The organism is Bradyrhizobium sp. AZCC 2262 (genome assembly GCF_036924535.1).
GTDB lineage: Bacteria > Pseudomonadota > Alphaproteobacteria > Rhizobiales > Xanthobacteraceae > Bradyrhizobium.
In genome coordinates this window covers 9042501-9059560 of record NZ_JAZHRT010000001.1, presented here as the reverse complement: position 1 = coordinate 9059560, position 17060 = coordinate 9042501, and the positions used below count along the sequence as shown (strand labels likewise).

Genomic DNA, 17060 nt, shown 5'->3' with positions numbered 1-17060 from the left:
GATGCATTGCGTCGGGCGATGGAAACCAGCATCCTCGCCTCAACAACAGAAACGTGAGGAAGTGCCGGATGAGCTGGACCGTGGGCAGTATCAAAATCACCAGGATCATCGAAACGGAGACCGTCGGCAGCACCCGTTTCATCCTGCCGCTCGCGACCAATGAGGAAATCCAGAAACTGCCCTGGCTGATCCCTGATTTCGCGACCGCCGAAGGCCGGCTCAAAATGTCGATCCACTCGCTGCTGGTCGAAACCCCGTCGCGCCGGATCATCGTCGATACCGGGCTCGGCAACGACAAGCAGGGCCGCAACGTGCCGACCTGGAACAATCGCCAGGATCCGTTCCTCGACAAATTGACCGCGGCTGGCTTCCCCCCTGATAGCATCGACACCGTGCTGTGCACGCATTTGCACGTCGACCATGTCGGATGGAATACGAAGCTCGTCGACGGCAAATGGGTGCCGACTTTCGCCAATGCGCGCTACGCATTCGGCAAGACCGAGTTTGAGTATTGGCGCGACCACAGCGACGCGCCGGACAGGATCGCCGTATTCAACGATTCCGTGAAGCCGATTGCCGACGCCAGCAAGGCCGATCTGGTCGCCAGCGATGCCAGACTGACCGACGAAATCACCCTGATCCCGACACCCGGCCACAGCCCCGGCCATATGAGCATCCACGTCCATTCGGACGGCGCGGAGGCCCTGCTGACGGGGGACGTTGCCCATCATCCCTGTCAGATGGCCCATCTCGACTGGTCGTCGACGGCCGATTCCGATCCCCGGCAGTCGGCCGAAACCCGGCGCGAGCTGTTTTCGCGCTTTGCCGACACGCCAACGCTGGTCATTGGCGGCCACTTCGGGGCCGGCCACATCACGCGCGATGGGGCCGCCTTCAAGTTCATCGCCTTGGGGTGACGGACGCTTTCTCCCCTCATGGTTGGGAGGCCTCGACGCGGCCTCCGCAGGATGAGGATCAGGTATGTGGCGAGCCGAAGCCAGTCGGCAGTTGAATTTCCGCGCCCACTGTTCCAAGAAGCGTCTGAAGGGCAAAAATCCCTACAAATCCCCAAAGAACCCCGCAGGGAGAGACAAAATGAAGCTTGTTCGTTACGGCGCCAAGGGTGCGGAAAAGCCCGGCCTGATCGATAAATCCGGCCAGTTGCGCGATCTTTCGGCCCACGTAAAGGACCTCGACGGCGAGGCCTATTCGCCGGCCGGGCTCGCCAAGCTCGCCGCGCTGGATACGTCAAAACTCCCCGCCGTGGACGGCAAGCAGCGCTTCGGCGCCCCGGTCACCGGCATCTCGAAATTCGTTGCCATCGGCCTGAACTATGTGGACCATGCCAAGGAAACCGGCTCGCCGATCCCGACCGAGCCGATCTTTTTCATCAAGGCCAACACGGCATTGAGCGGCCCCAATGACGCGGTCGAAAAGCCGCGCGGCTCGACCAAGCTCGACTGGGAAGTCGAAATCGCCGCCATCATCGGCACCCGCGCCAAGTATGTCAGCGAGGCCGACGCGCTCAACCATATCGCCGGCTACTGCGTCTGCAACGACGTCTCCGAGCGCAATTTCCAGATCGAACGTCTCGGCCAGTGGACCAAGGGCAAATCGCACGACACCTTCGGACCGGTAGGCCCGTGGCTCGTGACCAAGGATGAGATTCCCGACGTGCAAAAACTGTCGATGTGGCTCGACGTCAACGGCCAGCGCCGCCAGACCGGATCGACCTCGACCATGATCTTCTCGATGGCGAAGTGCATTTCCTATGTCTCGCAGTTCATGACGCTGCTGCCCGGCGACATCGTCACGACGGGCACGCCGCCCGGTGTCGGCACCGGCATGAAGCCGCCGCAATTCCTCAACGTCGGCGACGTCGTCACGCTCCGCATCGAGGGGCTCGGCGAGCAGCGCCAGGAAATCATCGCGGCCTAGCCGTCATACCCCGCGAAGGCGGGGTATCCAGTACGCCGCGGCGTTGGCGAGCAAACCGAACCGCCGCGGAGTACTGGATCATCCGCCTTCGCGGATGATGACATCGCGTGGTCGTCAATGACCGGCACAACAAGAAGAAACCTTCCAGGGAAACTCCCAACATGAAACTCACCTTCTCCCCTGCCTCGCCGTTCGCCCGAAAAGTCCGCATCGCCGCGATCGAGACCGGCCTGATCGACAAGATCGAGTTCACCCCCGCCACCGTCGCGCCGGGTCAGCCCAACGAGGAATATTCGAAGATCACGCCGCTGAAGAAGCTGCCGGTGCTGATCCTCGACAGTGGCGACGTCATCCTCGATTCCTATGTCATCGTCGAATACCTCGATGAGCTCGCCGGCGGCGGCAAGCTGATCCCCGCCTCCGGTCCCGACCGCTGGAAGGTCAAGAGCGATCATTCGCTGCTGCAGGGCATGCTCGATTCGATGCTGCTGTGCCGCTACGAAGCCATGGTGCGGCCCGAGCCGTTGCGCTGGCAGGCGTGGTCCGACGACCACTGGAAGCGGGCCTGGGCCGGCATGGCGCGGTTCGAGAACAAGCCCGAGGTCCTGTCGCGGCCGCTCGATATCGTACAGATCGGCCTCGTCTGTGTGCTCGGCTATGCCGATTTCCGCTTTGCCGACTGCGGCTGGCGCAAGGCCTATCCGAAGCTGGACGCCTTCCATCAGAAGATGCTGGAGCGGCCTTCGGTAAAAACCTCGGTCCCGCCGCCGGCGTAACGACGAGAGCAGGAGACGGCAGCATGCGCGAGGGTGGCAAGCAGTTGCGGCGCCTCGGCCTCGCCGCCGTCCTCGTGCTCGCGGCGTCGGCAACGCAGGCGCTGGGCCAGACAAATCCGGCTTGTGGTGTTCCCGCCGCCCTTGGCGACGGCTGGACCATCGATTCCCCTGATAGCGTCGGCCTCGACGGCGCGCGGCTGTGCCGCATCGCCGACCGGTTGAAGGAAACCGACGCCAACGTTCACGCCGTGGTGGTCGTCCGTCATGGCCGGCTCGTGTTCGAGCAATATTTCCCCGGCTATGACGAGCCCTGGGGTCTGGACGATGGACAGCACGATTTCGATGCGACGACCAGGCACGATATGCGCTCGGTCTCGAAGAGCGTGGTCTCCCTGCTGGTCGGCATCGCCATCGATCGCAAGCTGATCAAGAGCGCCGACGAATCCGTCGTCAAATTCTTTCCCGATTACTCCGCACAGAAGTCGACGGGCTGGGACAACATCAACCTGCGCCATCTCCTGACCATGTCGTCGGGCATGCAATGGGACGAGAACCGCGGCTGGAAGGATCCCAAAAACGACGAACCGCATCTGAGCAACGAAGCCGATCCGATACGTTATGTCCTGTCGAAGCCAATCGCGGCGCCGCCGGACACGGTGTGGACCTATAATGGCGGCGGGACGGACTTGCTCGGCAACATCATCGAGCGCGTATCGGGCAAATCGTTCGAGGCGTTCGCGCGCGAAATGCTGTTCGCCCCGCTCGGCATCACCGACTGGCAATGGATGAAATACCGGAACGAAAAGATTGCCCCGGCCGCCGGTCTTCGGCTTCGCCCGCGCGATGCCGCGAAAATCGGCCAGCTCGTGCTGAACAAGGGCGACTGGAACGGCAGGCAGATCGTCTCGGCCAAATGGATCGAGCAATCGGTCACGCCGCGCTTTCAGGCGCTCGGCTATTTTGGCGGGCTGTTCTTTTACGGACAGCAATGGTGGATGGGCCGCACCCTGTCCGGCAACAAGGACGTGAAATGGATCGCCGCCCAGGGCCTCGGCGGCCAGCGCATTTTCATTGTTCCTGAGCTCGACCTTGTGGTGATGACCACATCCGGGCTCTATGGCAGCGGGCGTCAAGGCCAGGCGGCGCTCGACATTTTGGCCAACTTCATCATTCCCTACGTCAGGGACAACAATACGCGCTAATCAATCCGGGAAAATCATGGGCCTGAAATTCACCGTCGGCGATCTCACCATCCACCGTATCATCGAACAGGAAACCACCTTCCTGCCGGCGCTGGAAATGCTGCCGGGCCTGACGCCGGAGGTGCTGGCGGAGAACCGGGCGTGGATGCAAAAGGCCGGCGCGCTCGACGACAAGGACGTGCTGATCCTCTGCTTCCAGTCCTATGTCGTGAAGACGCCGCATCATACCATCCTGATCGATAGCTGCATCGGCAACGACAAGCCGCGGCCGCAGCGGCCGAAATGGAACATGAAGACCGACGACACCTATGCGCGCGCGCTGGCCGCCGCCGGGATTTCCGTCGCCGACATCGACTATGTCATGTGCACGCATCTGCATGTCGACCATGTCGGCTGGAACACGCGGCTCGACAATGGCCGCTGGGTGCCGACTTTTCCGAAGGCCCGCTACGTGTTCGACAAGACCGAGTTCGACTACTGGACCGAGACCCACGCGAAAACGCCGGTGCCGCCATTTGCCGACAGCGTGCTTCCGGTCGTCGAGGTCAGACAGGCCGAAATCGTCGGCAGCGATTACCAGATCGGCGACCACACCCGCATCCTGCCGACGCCGGGTCACACGCCCGGCCATGTCGCCCTCACCTTCGGCCGCGGCAAGGATGATGCGGCATTCTCCGGCGACCTGATGCATTCGCCACTGCATACGCGTTATCCGGAATTGTCCGTCAAGTTCGACGTCGATCAGGCGCAGGCAGCAACGACGCGGCGCAATTTCATGGAGCGCTACTGCGACACCGATACGCTGTGCTGCACCGCGCATTTCCCCTCCCCTTCGGTCGGAAAGATCCGGCGCAAGGGCAACGGATTTTCCTGCGAGGCGACATGAGTTCGAACCCTTCCGCTTTCGAGACGCTTTCAATCGAACCGGTCGACGAGCATGTGACAATCGTCAGGCTCAATCGGCCGGAGGCCTCCAACGCGCTCAACACGCAGATGGGACGCGATCTCGTGCGCTGTTTCGAGGATGCGGCGCTCGATCCGAAGAGCCTGCGTTGCATCGTTCTCACAGGCGCGGGCGACAAGGCGTTCTGCGCCGGCGGCGACCTGAAGGAGCGCCGCGGCATGACGGACGAGGCGTGGACGCGCCAGCACGTCATCTTCGAGCGGATGGTGCGGGCGCTGATCGACTGCCCGGTCCCGATCATCGGCGCCGTCAACGGCGCGGCCTATGGCGGCGGCTGCGAGATCGCAGGCTGCTGCGATTTCCTCCATGCGGCCGAGACCGCGCGTTTTGCGCTGACCGAGGTGACGCTCGGCATCATGCCGGGCGGCGGCGGCACGCAGACCCTGCCGCGTGCCGTCGGCGAGCGCCGCGCCAAGGAGCTGATCCTGACCGGCAAGCCGTTTACCGCGGCCGAAGCTCATGCTTGGGGTCTAGTGAACGAAGTCTTTCCACCATCCGAACTATTGCCGGCGGCGCTGGCAACCGCCTCGCGCATCGCCCGCAACGCGCCAATCTCCGTCCGCCAGGCAAAACTGTCGATCCACCGGGGCCTGCAACTGTCCTTGCGGGACGGCCTCGCGCTGGAGATCGAGGCCTATAACCGCATGGTCCCGACCGAGGACCGCCGCGAGGGCGTGCTGGCCTTCAACGAGAAGCGGACGCCGAACTTCAAGGGGCGGTGACCCATAGCGTTTTCAAGCGAAGTGGGTACCGGTTGGCGTGAAGAAAACGCGTCAAAACATAGACCTTCGGTTCTGATTCAATCAGAACCGAACCGCTCAATCGAACAAGTTCGGCGTGTGGTTCACGACCGCGCCTTCGATCGTCAGCATCTTCAATTTCGTCACCACTCCGCCATTGGCGGAGAAGCCGCCGGGCTTGTTGCCCGCCGCCAGCACGCGGTGGCACGGCACCACGATCGGACAGGGGTTGCGGCCCAGCGCCTGGCCGACGTCGCGCGACAGCTCGACGCCGCCGAGTTTCTTGGCGATATCGCCATAGGTCATGGTCTTGCCCGGCGGAATGGTACGCGCGATGTCATAGACGCCGCGGTTGAATTCGGGAACGCCGTCGAGGTCGAGCACGACATCGGCAAGGTCGTTCGGCTTGCCTTCGAGCAGCTCGACGATCCCCTCGATCGCGGCCTGCACCTTCGCAGGCGGCTCCGCCTCGACGAGGTCGCCATGGCGCTGCTGCAGGCGGGCGCGGGTCTTCTTTTCATCGCCCATCGGCAATTGCACCGAGGTGATTCCGCGCTCGCCCCACACAATGCCACAGCGGCCGATCGCGGTGTCGAATATCGTAAAATGGTGCCCGGTCATGGCTGGCTCCATATTCTCCTGTTCAATGCCACCCAGCTTCGCATCTGGCCCAAATCTAGGCTTGGAGATTGTTGCTATCCACCCGAAACCTGAGGGAACTTGACGGCATGAACAACTTCCGATGATCTGGGGTTCTCGCCAGCGCCCTTCAATGGCCCTCGGTCCCATCCACCCTCACGAGATCTCATGCAAACCATAAACGTCAACGGCTATGACATGGCCTATCTCGATATCGGCCAAGGCGCTGGCGATGGCCCGCCGCTGGTTTGCATCCACGGCTCGCTGTGCGATTTCCGGATCTGGTCGTCGGTGCTGGGACCGCTGACGCGCCGACACCGCGTGATCGCACCGTCGTTGCGGCATTTCTTTCCCGACCATTGGGATGGCGTCGGTGACACCTATTCGATCGCGCAGCATGTCGACGACGTCATCGGTTTCATCGAGAAGCTCAATACCAAACCGGTCGACCTGATGGGCCATTCCCGCGGCGGGCATATCTGCTTTCGCGTTGCGCAGCGCCGGCCGGACCTGTTGCGCAAGCTGATCCTGGCCGAGCCCGGCGGCGAACTCGACGCCACGCTCGATCCCGCCTACAAGCCCGGCCCCTCACCGCTCGCCGGAATGATCGCGGCTTCCGCCGAGGTGATCGCCAAAGGCGACATCGATGGCGGCCTGCAGATTTTCATGGATGCGCTGGAAGGGCCCGGCGCCTGGAGGCGCCTGCCGGCGACGCCCAAGCAGCTCCTGCGCGACAACGCCACCACGCTGATCGGCCAGATGCGCGACCAGCGTCCGCCGTTCTCCAAAGCGGATGCGGAGGCGATCAGGGCGCCGACATTGTTCATCGGCGGCGCCAACACCAAGGGCACGCTGCCGAAGGTGCTGCATGCGCTGGCCACCAACGTGAAGGGCTCGCGCACCGCGATGATCCCGGGCACCACGCACCCGATGTTCGAGCAGGCGCCGCAGAAATTTTGCGAAATGGTGCTGGAGTTTCTCACGGCGTAAACGCGCCGGCCGGTTTACTTCTGATCCAGCCGCCACGCGCCATCCCAATCGGCGGCCGGCGGGTTGGCCTGAAAGTTCTCGACACGTTGGGCCATCGCCGTGGATGGCCCGTCGCCGGGGACGGCGCCGAGCGCCGCCTGGAAAGCCCGGCGCGCATCATCCCAGCGGCGCGCCCGATACGCAGCCAGCCCCTCGGCGTACCGCGCCAGCAGTTCAAGCTGCTTCTCGGTCAACTCGCCCGCGCGCCCGATGATCTCGAACACCGCTTCGGGATGGGTTTGGCCGACGACGACCAGCCGATCGATCTCGCGCGATGCAACCGCGTCACCGGCCGCCAGGATCGCGGCTTCCGAAGCCAGCGAATGACTGCCGTAGAACTTGTTGGCGTTCTCCAGGCGCGACGCCAGATTAACCGCATCGCCCATCACGGTGTAGCTCATCATGAATTCCGAGCCGATGCTGCCGACAAGAACCTCGCCGGTTGCAATGCCGATGCGCACGTCGCAGTCGCTTGGCACGGTGCGCACGCCGAGCAGCTCGGGCAGTTCCGTGCGCAACGCCGTGCCGCGGTCCGCCATCTCGACGGCGGCAAGGCAGGCCAGCCGCGCCTGTTCGCCATGCTCGGTAAACGGAGGCCCCCAATAGGCCATGATCGCGTCGCCGATATATTTGTCGATGATGCCGCGATGGCTGCGGATCGGTCCCGACATCGTCGACAAATAATGGTTCATCACCTTGACGAGGCCCTGCGGCGTCATGCCTTCGCTGAGGCTGGTAAAGCCCTTCATGTCGCAGAACAGCACCGTCATCACCCGCCGCTCGCCGTCGCTCGCAGTCTGCGACTGCCGCTCGATCAGGCCTTCGACGACGCGCGGGTCGACATAGCGGCCGAAGGTTTCACGCAGGCGTTCCTTGTGGCGCAACTGTTCGACCATGTTGTTGAAGGCGGCGGTCAACTGGCCGATTTCGTCGCGCGTGGTGACGTCGATCGATCCGTCAAGCCGGCCGGCTTCGACGGCGCGGGTGCCCTCCAGCAACCGCCGCACCGGCCGGGTAATGCCGGTACTGATGAAAAGCGAAAACATCAGTCCGAGGATGCCCGCAAGCAAGGTCAGGATAACGGAGATGACGATGGCGGTCTTTTGGTCGCGCATCGTCATCACGGCATCGCTGCGAACCTGCGCCAGCATGTCCGTACGGATGTCTTCGATCCTCTGGTTGAGTTCGTCACGCAGCGTGTCGGTCCGGGCCAGGCTTGCCCTGGCCTCCGTGATATTTCCGGCATCGAGCAGGGATAACAGCCGTTTGTATTCTTCGCCCAGATAACGACGGAGATCGCTTGTCACGCGCTCGATTCGATCGTCGATGCGGCCGAGCCGGGCGTTATCGGAGTCAGTGGAGACATCGTCGATGATTGCATTGATCAGGGCGCGCGCCGCTTGCGCTTCCTGTTCGATTTCCGCTCCCTTCGCCTCATAGACTTTCCGCTGCTCCGCGGAGAACGCCATGTCGGGCGGCGACTGCATCCTGCCGATCACGATCCGGCGCAGCGCCAGCGCCTGTTCCAGCGAGCGGATGTTCATCCGCGCCAGATGCCCGTAAGCCTCAACGTATTTGCCGCTGAACTCGTCGAGCTGATGAGCAATCTTGCGTGTCATCACCGTCGACAGCGCCGACGTGATCGCCATCAGGACGATCAAGCCAATGGCGATGCCGAGGATCCGCTTTCGGATGGTCGGGCGCAGCATCGACGTTTGTTCTGACGGGACGGCCATGATCGGGAAACGGGTTGAAAGCAACAAAAGCGAAAGCCCGGCCAGATCGGGCCGGGCTTGTTGTTTAGCGCGCGCCGGTGAATTAAGCACGGTCCGGCGCGTTAAAATTGATGATAGTTTGGGGAGATATCGTCGCGGCTACCCCTTCCAGACGCCCGCCGGCTGGCGTACGGCGACGTTGAGCCTGTTCCAGACATTGATATTGGCAATCGCCAGAACGAGCGCCGCCAGCTCCTGCTCGTCGAAGTGCTTGTCGGCCTCACCCCAGACCTGATCCGGCACCGGATCGGCGCGGTCGCTGATCCGAGTCAGCGCTTCCGTCAAGGCCAGGGCTGCGCGCTCGCATTCCGTGAAATAGGGCGTATCGCGCCATGCGGCGACCGAGAACAGGCGTTCATCGGTCTCCCCGGCCCGCTTGGCGATTTTGGGGTGCATGTCGACGCAGGCGCTGCAGCCATTGATCTGGCTGGCGCGCAGATGCACCAGTTCGAGCAGTTTTTCCGGCAGCGCGTTCTTGGTCAATGCACCCAGCGCCTGCAGCGCCTTCATGGCGTCGGGGACGACCATGACCGGGTGATTCATTCGTGCGTGCATCATTTCCACTCTCCATGAGTTTGTTCCGTTCTGACGCCGCCGCGCCGATTTGCTGTCACATCGGCGCGCTTTCGTTCGTCATAGCCAAGACGGAACGCGACATGGGAATGTGACCGATGGATGAGAAAAAGTTGGACCAGAGTAAATTTCTTGCCGAACAATTCGAGGGCAATCGGGCCCGCCTGAGGGCGGTGGCCTACCGCATGCTGGGCTCGACCAGCGAGGTCGACGATGCCGTGCAGGAGACCTGGCTGCGGCTGAGCCGTTCCGACACAAGTGCGGTCGAAAACCTCGGCGGCTGGCTGACCACGGTCGTCGCCCGCGTCTGCCTCGACATGCTGCGCTCGCGCAAATCGCGGCGCGAGGAGCCGATGGGGCCACATGTTCCGGAACCTGTCGCCGATGATGCGCATGGGCGCGACGCCGAGATGGCCGATTCCGTCGGCGCGGCATTATTGGTGGTGCTGGAAACGCTGGCGCCAGCCGAGCGGCTTGCCTTCGTGCTGCATGACATGTTCGCCGTGCCCTTTGAGGAGATCGCCCCGATCGTCGGCCGCACACCTGCTGCGGCGAGGCAATTGGCGAGCCGTGCCCGCCGCCGGGTGCAGGGCACGCCGCCGCCGGACGCAGATTTCAACCGGCAGAAAAACATCGTTGACGCCTTCCTCAAGGCCTCGCGCGAGGGCGATTTCGAGGGGCTGCTCGCGGTGCTGGACCCCGACGTGGTGTTGCGCGCCGACCATGCCGCCCAGCGGCTCGGCTCGGTCGCGGAAATCCGCGGCGCTGCGGCGGTGGCCGAAACCTTCAAGGGACGCGCGCAAGCGGCCAAACCGGCGCTGGTCGACGGCGCCCTGGCGCTCGCCGTTATCCTCGGCGGGCAGTTGCGCATCGTGCTGCGCTTGACCATGGCCGGTGACCGGATTGCTACGGTCGAGGCCGTGGCCGATGCCGAACGGATCGCCACGTTCGATGTGGAGGTTTTGTAGCCCGATTAGACAACCCCCTTGACCGGCGGTCCCGTCGGCGGTATCGATATCGAATACGGAATTCCGTATTCCAAATCGGACCGCGACATGATCCCGTTAGACCCGCTCCCCAACCTGATCGACCAGGTCTATGCCCGGATCCTCGAGGCAATCACCGACCGTTCGCTGCCGCCCGGGCATCGCATCCGGCAGAACGAGTTGGCAGAAAAGCTCGGCGTCTCCCGCCAGCCGGTGTCCCATGCGCTGCATCTGCTGCACCGGCAGGGGCTCGTCGCCGAAAGCGGCCGCCGCGGTTTTGAAGTCACCCGGCTCGACCCGGAGCGCATCCGCCAGCTCTACGAAGTGCGCGGCGCCATCGATGCGCTGGCAGCAAAGCTCGCCGCCGGACGGGCCAGGTCCGACACTTCGGGTCGCGCCCAGCTCGAGGCCGCGCTGCGCGCGGGGCGCGCCATCAGCAAGGACACGCCGCTTTCGCGGCTGATCGCGCTCGACGTCGATTTTCACAGCGCGATCTATCGTCTCGCGGGCAATCCTGCGATCGAGGAAATGATCGCGCCGCAATGGCCGCACATGCGCCGCTCGATGGCGACCGTGCTGGCCGAACTCGATTACCGCGAAAGCGCCTGGACCGAGCACGAGGCTATCGCCGCGCAGATTTTTGCAGGAAACGCCAAGGCGGCGGAAGCCGCAGCGCTGGCGCACGCGCAAACCGCCGGACGAATGACTGAGGAGAGACTGAGAGCGACGGATAAAGCTGCATGATTGAACGCCGTCGTTCCGGGGCACGCGAAGCGTGAACCCGGAACCTCGAGATTCCGGGTTCGGTGCTTCGCACCGCCCCGGAATGACAATCAAAAACAAACCACAGGAGAGAACGCCATGAAACTCACGCCACAGCAGATCGAATTCTTCAACCGCGAAGGCTGGTTGTTTCTGCCGGAGCTGTTCAGCCAGGAGGAAGTGGATTATCTCGCGCGCGAGGCGGTCAGCATCTACGACGCCGACCGGCCCGAGGTTTGGCGCGAGAAGAGCGGTGCGCCGCGCACCGCCTTTGCCGCGCATCTCTATAACGAGGCGTTCGGCGCGCTCGGCGCACATCCGCGCATGATCGACCCGATCGAGCAGATTTTTGGCGAAAAACTCTACATGCACCAGTTCAAGATCAACGCCAAAGCCGCCTTCACCGGCGACGTCTGGCAATGGCACCAGGATTACGGCACCTGGAAGCGCGACGACGGCATGCCCGAGCCGCGCGCGATGAACATCGCGATCTTCCTCGACGAGGTGATGCCGATCAACGGCCCCTTGATGCTGGTGCCGAAGAGCCAGCACGCCGGCGACCTCAAGGCCTCGCATGACCTGGAGACCACCTCCTATCCGCTGTGGACGCTCGACGAGGCGACCGTCACCCGGCTGGTGAAGGAAGGCGGCATCGTCGCCCCAACCGGCAAGGCCGGCGGGATGCTGATGTTTCACGGCAACCTCGTGCACGGATCAAGCGGCAACATCACGCCCTACCCGCGCAAGATCGTCTATCTGACGCTGAATGCGGTTTCGAACTACATCCGCACCCCGACGCGACCGGAATACATTGCGCACCGCGACTTCACGCCGATCCAGACGGTCGAGGACGATACGCTGCTGCGGCTTGCACGTGCCCATCGCCAGGCGGCGGAGTAGGTTTCACACCGTCATTCCGGGGCGACGCGATAGCGTCGAACCCGGAATCTCGATATTGCCTTTCACCTCTGGATTCCGGGTCTGCGCCAAGCGGCGCATCCCGGAATGACGGCTCGATCGGATTCCTCTCATGAACCTTCACCACCTCCTCAACGCCCGCGGTGCGGCCGGCAAGCCGGTTCGCGTCGCGCTGATCGGCGCCGGCAAGTTCGGCTCGATGTTTTTGTCGCAGGTGCCGCACACGCCGGGGCTTGAAGTGCCCATCATCATCGACATCGATCGCGACCGCGCCCGCGAAGCGTGCCGCACCGTCGGCTGGGATGCAGAGCGGATCGCCCGAACCGCCTTCACTGATGACGGCGCGCGCGCGATTGCCGGCGGCGCGATGGATGTCGTGGTGGAAGCGACCGGCAATCCTGCGGTGGGCATCAGGCATGCCCGCGCGGCAATTGCGGCGGGCAAGCATGTCGTGATGGTCAATGTCGAGGCTGACGTGCTGGCCGGACCGCTGCTCGCGCAAGAAGCGCGCAAGGCCGGCGTGGTCTATTCGCTGGCCTATGGCGATCAGCCGGCGCTGACCGCCGAGATGGTGGATTGGGCGCGCGCGACGGGCTTTCGCGTCGTCGCCGCCGGTAAGGGCACCAAATATCTGCCGGCCTATCACGACGTGACGCCGGACGGCGTCTGGAGCCATTACGGACTGACGGCCGGCGAAGCGCAATCGGCCGGCATGAACCCGCAGATGTTCAACTCGTTCCTGGACGGCACCAAATCGGCGATCGAAATGGCGGCGATCGCGAACGCCTGCGGGCTCGACGTGCCGTCGGACGGGTTGCTGTTTCCGCCCTGCGGCGTGGACGATTTGCCGCACGTGATGCGGCCGCGCGACAAAGGCGGCGTGCTGGAGAAGGCCGGCATTGCGGAAGTCGTGTCGTCGCTCGAACGCGACGGCCGTCCTGTGTTCAGGGATCTGCGTTGGGGCGTCTACGTCGTACTGGAAGCGCCGAACGACTACGCCGCCGATTGCTTCAGGCAATATGGGCTGAAGACCGACGCCTCGGGCCGGTATGCGGCGATGTACAAGCCATATCATCTGATCGGACTCGAACTGAACATTTCGATCCTGTCGGCTGCGTTACGCAACGAGCCGACCGGGCAGCCGCATGATTTCCGCGGCGATGTTGCCGCGGTGGCAAAGCGCGATCTGCGCGCCGGCGAAATGCTCGACGGCGAAGGCGGCTACACGGTATGGGGCAAACTGATGCCGGCACGAAAAAGTCTCTCGGCCGGCGCGCTGCCGATCGGACTTGCCCATCGCGTCAAGCTGAAGAGCGACGTCGCCCATGGCGCGGTGGTGCGCTGGAGCGATGTCGAGGTCGACGAAAACAACGATGCCATCAGGACGCGAAAGGCGATGGAGGCGGCGTTCGGCGGCGCGCGCTAAGGCAGCAGCCGGCTCGCGCGGGCGTGCCCAAACCATTTGCGAAACATCGCCTCGGTATCCATCATCTCGGTGAAACCGGCCTGGTTGATCTTCACGGTCGATACGATCGACGGCGGCCCCGGCTGCGTCTGGCCAAAACGCATGCTGTAATCGGCATACTGGAACGACAGGCCGACGAACGCTTCCAGCTCCGGCGAAACCAGATCGTGCTTGCGGCGCAGCTCGTTCCACGGCGCGATCCATTTCGGATATTCCTGCGCCAGCGATAGTGACACCGCCTGGCCTGGCTTCATTTCAAGCGCATCAGCAATCGCCGGCCAAACATTCTCCCAGGTAAAGACGTCGCCGTTGATGACGTTGAAGGCCTCGTTCCGCGCCGCGCGTGCTTCGCCCGACCACGCGATGGCACGCGCGAGCAAGTCGACGTCGACCGCCTGCGACACTCGCGCTGCGCCGCCGGGATAATGAAGCGGGCCACCCTGCTCGCGCAGCAACGCCGCATAGACGCCGAGCGGCGGGATCAGATCCATCGCACCGCCCATCGCTTCTCCGACGATCAGGACCGGACGAAGGATGCTCCAGTGCCAGGCCTTGCCCTGCTGCCGTTCGCGCAGAAAATTCTCCTGAGCCCAGTAGAAGTTCGGCTGCTCGTACATTTCCGAGCGGGCTTCGCGCGCGGGCACGTTAAGCGGGCGAACGTGGACGCCATACGCCTTCGTACCCTGCAGCAACACGACATGGCGGAGCGTCGGTGCAACCGGTTCGAGCGCCGCCATCAGATTGCGCAGCATCAAATCGTTGGTTCGTATCTGGTCCGGATCGCGCCAGCCGTCGATCAGGTTCGGCGCTTCATAGAGCGCGGCATAGACGAGATGGGTTGTATTCTGCAACGCTGTTGCGGCCTGCGTGCATTGCGCCGGATCGGTCAGGTCGGTCGATACGTGGCGGGCGCCGTAAAGCCCGCGCGGCTTGCGGCGCGACAGCGCCACAACGTCGCAGCCGCCGGCCCGGCCGAAGTGCCGCAATGCGGCATTTCCCACCAGCCCCGTCGCGCCTGCGATCACCACTTTCTTGTCAGCCATTGGCGAACTCCAGCGAGGGAATTGCAGCTTTCACTAGCAGACGACAGCAAGCGACGTCAGCGGCGATCTTAGCCTTTCGTTGTGTAAGGCTGCTCAAACGCTTAGTATTCAGGCAGTCCTTCGCGACTGCGGCGAAACCAGAACCCTTGATTATCGATCACCAATTCGTCATCCTGCCCGCAGGTCCATAGATCCGGGAAATTGATTGCATCGAACAGCAAGAGCCTAGGTTTCAGGGCCCACATTCCTAAACAACAGTCCAGCACCGGCCATCGGCAAACCAGAAGACGACAGCAGATCGTTGTCCCTTGGTCGGTATCGGCAAGAACATAGAGGGGAAGCAAAATGAAACGTCGTGATTTCCTAAAGGTGGGCGGCGTCGGTCTCGCCGCCAGCGCGGTTGCAGCACCTGCGATTGCGCAATCGAATCCAGAAATAAAGTGGCGGCTTACGGCGAGCTGGCCGAAGTCGCTCGATACGCTCTACGGCGGCTGCGAATATTTCGTCAAACGCGTTGCCGAAATCACCGACAACAAATTCCAGATTCAGTCATTTGCTGCGGGCGAAATCGTCCCGGGCCTGCAGGTGCTCGACGCCGTCTCGAACGGCACCGTCGAGATGGGCAATACTGCGCTTTACTACTACTGGGGCAAGGATCCTGCCTTCACCTTCGGCACCTCGTTGCCGTTCGGTCTTAACACGCGCTCGCATATCTCCTGGCTGAGGTTCGGCGGCGGCATGGACATGCTCAATGACCTGCTGAAAGAATACAAGTGCGTCGGCATTCCGACCGGAAGCACAGGCGCCCAAATGGGCGGCTGGTTCCGGAAGGAGATCAAGTCGATGGACGACTTCAAGGGCCTCAAATTCCGCATCGGCGGATTCGCAGGCACCATCATCGCCAAGGTCGGCGGCGTGCCGCAGCAGATCGCGGGCGGCGACATCTATCCGGCGCTGGAGAAGGGCACCATCGATGCCGCCGAGTGGGTCGGACCGTATGACGACGAGAAGCTCGGCTTCGTGAAGGTCGCGAAGTATTATTACTATCCGGGCTGGTGGGAAGGCACCGGCCAGGGACACAACATCATGAACCTCGAGAAGTTCAACGCCCTGCCGAAGCACTATCAGGCCGCGATCGAGACCGCTTCCTACGACACGTTCACTTGGGTCACCGGCAAATACGATTACGTGAATCCGGCGGCGCTGAAGCGGTTGCTGGCGGCGGGCGCGATCCTGAAGCCGTTCCCGCAGGAAGTTCTGGAGGCCTGCTACAGTGCCGCCAACGGCATCTATGCAGATCTGTCCAAGACCAATCCGCACTTCAACAAGATGTATACGAGCCTGGCGGCGTTCCGCAACGAATCGCTGGCGTGGAATCAGGTGGCTGAATTGAGCTACGACAGCTTCATGATGCGGATGCGCACCCGCACCTGAGGCACACGCTCGCGGACAAAAAGAAGCCCCGGAGATTTCTCCGGGGCTTCTTCGTTGAGCGGGTAGCTTGTAACTATTCCTCGCTCTCGCCGAGGATCTCGGCAAGCTTGTCGTAATATTTCGCGACGAGATCGATGTTTCCCTTGTTCTCGATCGCCGGCGGCGGTGACTTCAGCGCCTCGTTGAGATCGGCAAGCGCTTCCTTCTTGTCCTTGGCCGGCATCTTCTTGTCGGCCTGGATCTGGGCGATCTGCGCCTTGAGCACGGTCTCGGCGCCGACAAACTTTTTGGTCGCGGGATCGAAGCCGCCGAGTACCAGGCTGATGTTGTCGACCACGGAATTGTATTCGTCGTAGCTGGCAAAACCGTTCTTCTTGGCGACGGCGTCGAGCTGCGCATCGACCTTCGGGTCCGGCTTGGCATCGTCAGGAATCTTGTCGGTGATCGTGTCGACGTCCTTGCTGGCCGCGAGCACGCCCTGGATCTGCTTCTCGGTCAGCGCGATCTGCTTGACCGCGGGAGCCTCGGCTGCCGCCGGCGGCGCGGCCTGGGCGGGCGCGGACTGTTTTGGCGGCGCCTGCTTGGCCTGCGCCAGCACCTCGCCGCTGGAAATGGCTGACATCGCGAGCGCGAGACAGGCAACGCTCAAGGCACAGGCGGCGGGGCGGAAAATCTCACGCATGGGAGGGCTCCTTAGGCGGGGTTTAGAGGCTGGTGCCTGGATGGGTCAGACGTGATCCGCAGGCGGTTCAATCGGGATGGCCGAATCTGGCGGCAAAACATGGCAGAAGAAGATCGGCGGGACGGTCGTTGCTG

At 63.0% G+C, this 17060-nt stretch carries 17 protein-coding genes; 12 read left to right on the top strand and 5 right to left on the bottom strand.

What is annotated here, in order from left to right; translation table 11 throughout:
* The first annotated feature begins 68 nt into the window (after positions 1-68).
* From V1283_RS42560 to V1283_RS42535, 6 genes are all read left to right on the top strand, one after another.
* Complete coding sequence (locus V1283_RS42560) at positions 69-917, top strand: MBL fold metallo-hydrolase (RefSeq protein WP_334392545.1); 849 nt, start codon at positions 69-71, stop codon at positions 915-917.
* Between the two features lie 178 nt (positions 918-1095).
* Positions 1096-1938 carry a fumarylacetoacetate hydrolase family protein gene (locus tag V1283_RS42555; protein ID WP_334392544.1) on the top strand — a complete coding sequence of 281 codons (843 nt, stop codon included), beginning with the start codon at positions 1096-1098 and terminating at the stop codon, positions 1936-1938.
* 161 nt (positions 1939-2099) lie between these two features.
* Positions 2100-2714, top strand: a complete 615-nt coding sequence (locus tag V1283_RS42550; protein WP_334392543.1) for a glutathione S-transferase family protein — start codon at positions 2100-2102, stop codon at positions 2712-2714.
* 23 nt (positions 2715-2737) lie between these two features.
* The gene (locus V1283_RS42545) at positions 2738-3916 is read left to right on the top strand and encodes a serine hydrolase domain-containing protein (RefSeq protein ID WP_334392542.1); all 1179 of its coding nucleotides are present in this window, start codon (positions 2738-2740) and stop codon (positions 3914-3916) included.
* A 16-nt stretch (positions 3917-3932) separates the two neighbouring features.
* Complete coding sequence (locus V1283_RS42540; protein WP_334392541.1) at positions 3933-4802, top strand: MBL fold metallo-hydrolase; 870 nt, start codon at positions 3933-3935, stop codon at positions 4800-4802.
* A complete protein-coding gene (locus V1283_RS42535; RefSeq protein ID WP_334392540.1) occupies positions 4799-5602 on the top strand; it encodes an enoyl-CoA hydratase/isomerase family protein in 804 nt (267 codons plus the stop codon). The genes V1283_RS42540 and V1283_RS42535 overlap by 4 nt, the downstream gene beginning before the upstream one ends.
* 96 nt (positions 5603-5698) lie before the next feature.
* Here V1283_RS42535 and V1283_RS42530 read toward each other — a convergent pair whose 3' ends face one another.
* Complete coding sequence (locus V1283_RS42530; RefSeq protein ID WP_334392539.1) at positions 5699-6241, bottom strand: methylated-DNA--[protein]-cysteine S-methyltransferase; 543 nt, start codon at positions 6239-6241, stop codon at positions 5699-5701.
* Positions 6242-6427: 186 nt separating this feature from the next.
* Here V1283_RS42530 and V1283_RS42525 point away from each other — a divergent pair, with 186 nt between their 5' ends.
* The gene (locus tag V1283_RS42525) at positions 6428-7249 is read left to right on the top strand and encodes an alpha/beta fold hydrolase (RefSeq protein WP_334392538.1); all 822 of its coding nucleotides are present in this window, start codon (positions 6428-6430) and stop codon (positions 7247-7249) included.
* A 14-nt stretch (positions 7250-7263) separates the two neighbouring features.
* Here V1283_RS42525 and V1283_RS42520 read toward each other — a convergent pair whose 3' ends face one another.
* Both V1283_RS42520 and V1283_RS42515 read right to left on the bottom strand, forming a co-directional pair.
* The gene (locus V1283_RS42520; protein ID WP_334392537.1) at positions 7264-8997 is read right to left on the bottom strand and encodes an adenylate/guanylate cyclase domain-containing protein; all 1734 of its coding nucleotides are present in this window, start codon (positions 8995-8997) and stop codon (positions 7264-7266) included.
* 165 nt (positions 8998-9162) lie between these two features.
* Complete coding sequence (locus V1283_RS42515) at positions 9163-9618, bottom strand: carboxymuconolactone decarboxylase family protein (RefSeq protein WP_334393385.1); 456 nt, start codon at positions 9616-9618, stop codon at positions 9163-9165.
* A gap of 131 nt (positions 9619-9749) precedes the next feature.
* On the opposite strand from V1283_RS42515, the gene V1283_RS42510 reads away from it, so the two are divergent.
* The 4 genes from V1283_RS42510 to V1283_RS42495 all read left to right on the top strand — a co-directional run bounded on the left by V1283_RS42510 (position 9750) and on the right by V1283_RS42495 (position 13728).
* On the top strand, positions 9750-10604 hold the full coding sequence (locus V1283_RS42510; protein ID WP_334393384.1) for a sigma-70 family RNA polymerase sigma factor: 855 nt from the start codon (positions 9750-9752) through the stop codon (positions 10602-10604).
* An 87-nt stretch (positions 10605-10691) separates the two neighbouring features.
* Positions 10692-11366, top strand: a complete 675-nt coding sequence (locus tag V1283_RS42505; RefSeq protein ID WP_334393383.1) for a GntR family transcriptional regulator — start codon at positions 10692-10694, stop codon at positions 11364-11366.
* Between the two features lie 117 nt (positions 11367-11483).
* On the top strand, positions 11484-12284 hold the full coding sequence (locus V1283_RS42500; RefSeq protein WP_334392536.1) for a phytanoyl-CoA dioxygenase family protein: 801 nt from the start codon (positions 11484-11486) through the stop codon (positions 12282-12284).
* A 130-nt stretch (positions 12285-12414) separates the two neighbouring features.
* Positions 12415-13728, top strand: a complete 1314-nt coding sequence (locus tag V1283_RS42495; RefSeq protein WP_334392535.1) for an NAD(P)H-dependent oxidoreductase — start codon at positions 12415-12417, stop codon at positions 13726-13728.
* On the opposite strand, the gene V1283_RS42490 is transcribed toward V1283_RS42495, so the two are convergent.
* Complete coding sequence (locus V1283_RS42490; RefSeq protein ID WP_334392534.1) at positions 13725-14810, bottom strand: SDR family oxidoreductase; 1086 nt, start codon at positions 14808-14810, stop codon at positions 13725-13727. The two genes, V1283_RS42495 and V1283_RS42490, sit on opposite strands and share 4 nt — an antisense overlap.
* 345 nt (positions 14811-15155) lie before the next feature.
* Here V1283_RS42490 and V1283_RS42485 point away from each other — a divergent pair, with 345 nt between their 5' ends.
* The gene (locus V1283_RS42485) at positions 15156-16244 is read left to right on the top strand and encodes a TRAP transporter substrate-binding protein (protein WP_334392533.1); all 1089 of its coding nucleotides are present in this window, start codon (positions 15156-15158) and stop codon (positions 16242-16244) included.
* A gap of 73 nt (positions 16245-16317) precedes the next feature.
* On the opposite strand, the gene V1283_RS42480 is transcribed toward V1283_RS42485, so the two are convergent.
* On the bottom strand, positions 16318-16926 hold the full coding sequence (locus tag V1283_RS42480; RefSeq protein ID WP_334392532.1) for a hypothetical protein: 609 nt from the start codon (positions 16924-16926) through the stop codon (positions 16318-16320).
* Positions 16927-17060: the final 134 nt, after the last annotated feature.

Coding starts and splice junctions, on each gene's coding strand:
- V1283_RS42560 (WP_334392545.1), top strand. CDS start 69: ATGAGCTGGACCGTGGGCAGTATCAAAATCACCAGGATCATCGAAACG.
- V1283_RS42555 (WP_334392544.1), top strand. CDS start 1,096: ATGAAGCTTGTTCGTTACGGCGCCAAGGGTGCGGAAAAGCCCGGCCTG.
- V1283_RS42550 (WP_334392543.1), top strand. CDS start 2,100: ATGAAACTCACCTTCTCCCCTGCCTCGCCGTTCGCCCGAAAAGTCCGC.
- V1283_RS42545 (WP_334392542.1), top strand. CDS start 2,738: ATGCGCGAGGGTGGCAAGCAGTTGCGGCGCCTCGGCCTCGCCGCCGTC.
- V1283_RS42540 (WP_334392541.1), top strand. CDS start 3,933: ATGGGCCTGAAATTCACCGTCGGCGATCTCACCATCCACCGTATCATC.
- V1283_RS42535 (WP_334392540.1), top strand. CDS start 4,799: ATGAGTTCGAACCCTTCCGCTTTCGAGACGCTTTCAATCGAACCGGTC.
- V1283_RS42530 (WP_334392539.1), bottom strand. CDS start 6,241: ATGACCGGGCACCATTTTACGATATTCGACACCGCGATCGGCCGCTGT.
- V1283_RS42525 (WP_334392538.1), top strand. CDS start 6,428: ATGCAAACCATAAACGTCAACGGCTATGACATGGCCTATCTCGATATC.
- V1283_RS42520 (WP_334392537.1), bottom strand. CDS start 8,997: ATGCTGCGCCCGACCATCCGAAAGCGGATCCTCGGCATCGCCATTGGC.
- V1283_RS42515 (WP_334393385.1), bottom strand. CDS start 9,618: ATGCACGCACGAATGAATCACCCGGTCATGGTCGTCCCCGACGCCATG.
- V1283_RS42505 (WP_334393383.1), top strand. CDS start 10,692: ATGATCCCGTTAGACCCGCTCCCCAACCTGATCGACCAGGTCTATGCC.
- V1283_RS42500 (WP_334392536.1), top strand. CDS start 11,484: ATGAAACTCACGCCACAGCAGATCGAATTCTTCAACCGCGAAGGCTGG.
- V1283_RS42495 (WP_334392535.1), top strand. CDS start 12,415: ATGAACCTTCACCACCTCCTCAACGCCCGCGGTGCGGCCGGCAAGCCG.
- V1283_RS42490 (WP_334392534.1), bottom strand. CDS start 14,810: ATGGCTGACAAGAAAGTGGTGATCGCAGGCGCGACGGGGCTGGTGGGA.
- V1283_RS42485 (WP_334392533.1), top strand. CDS start 15,156: ATGAAACGTCGTGATTTCCTAAAGGTGGGCGGCGTCGGTCTCGCCGCC.
- V1283_RS42480 (WP_334392532.1), bottom strand. CDS start 16,926: ATGCGTGAGATTTTCCGCCCCGCCGCCTGTGCCTTGAGCGTTGCCTGT.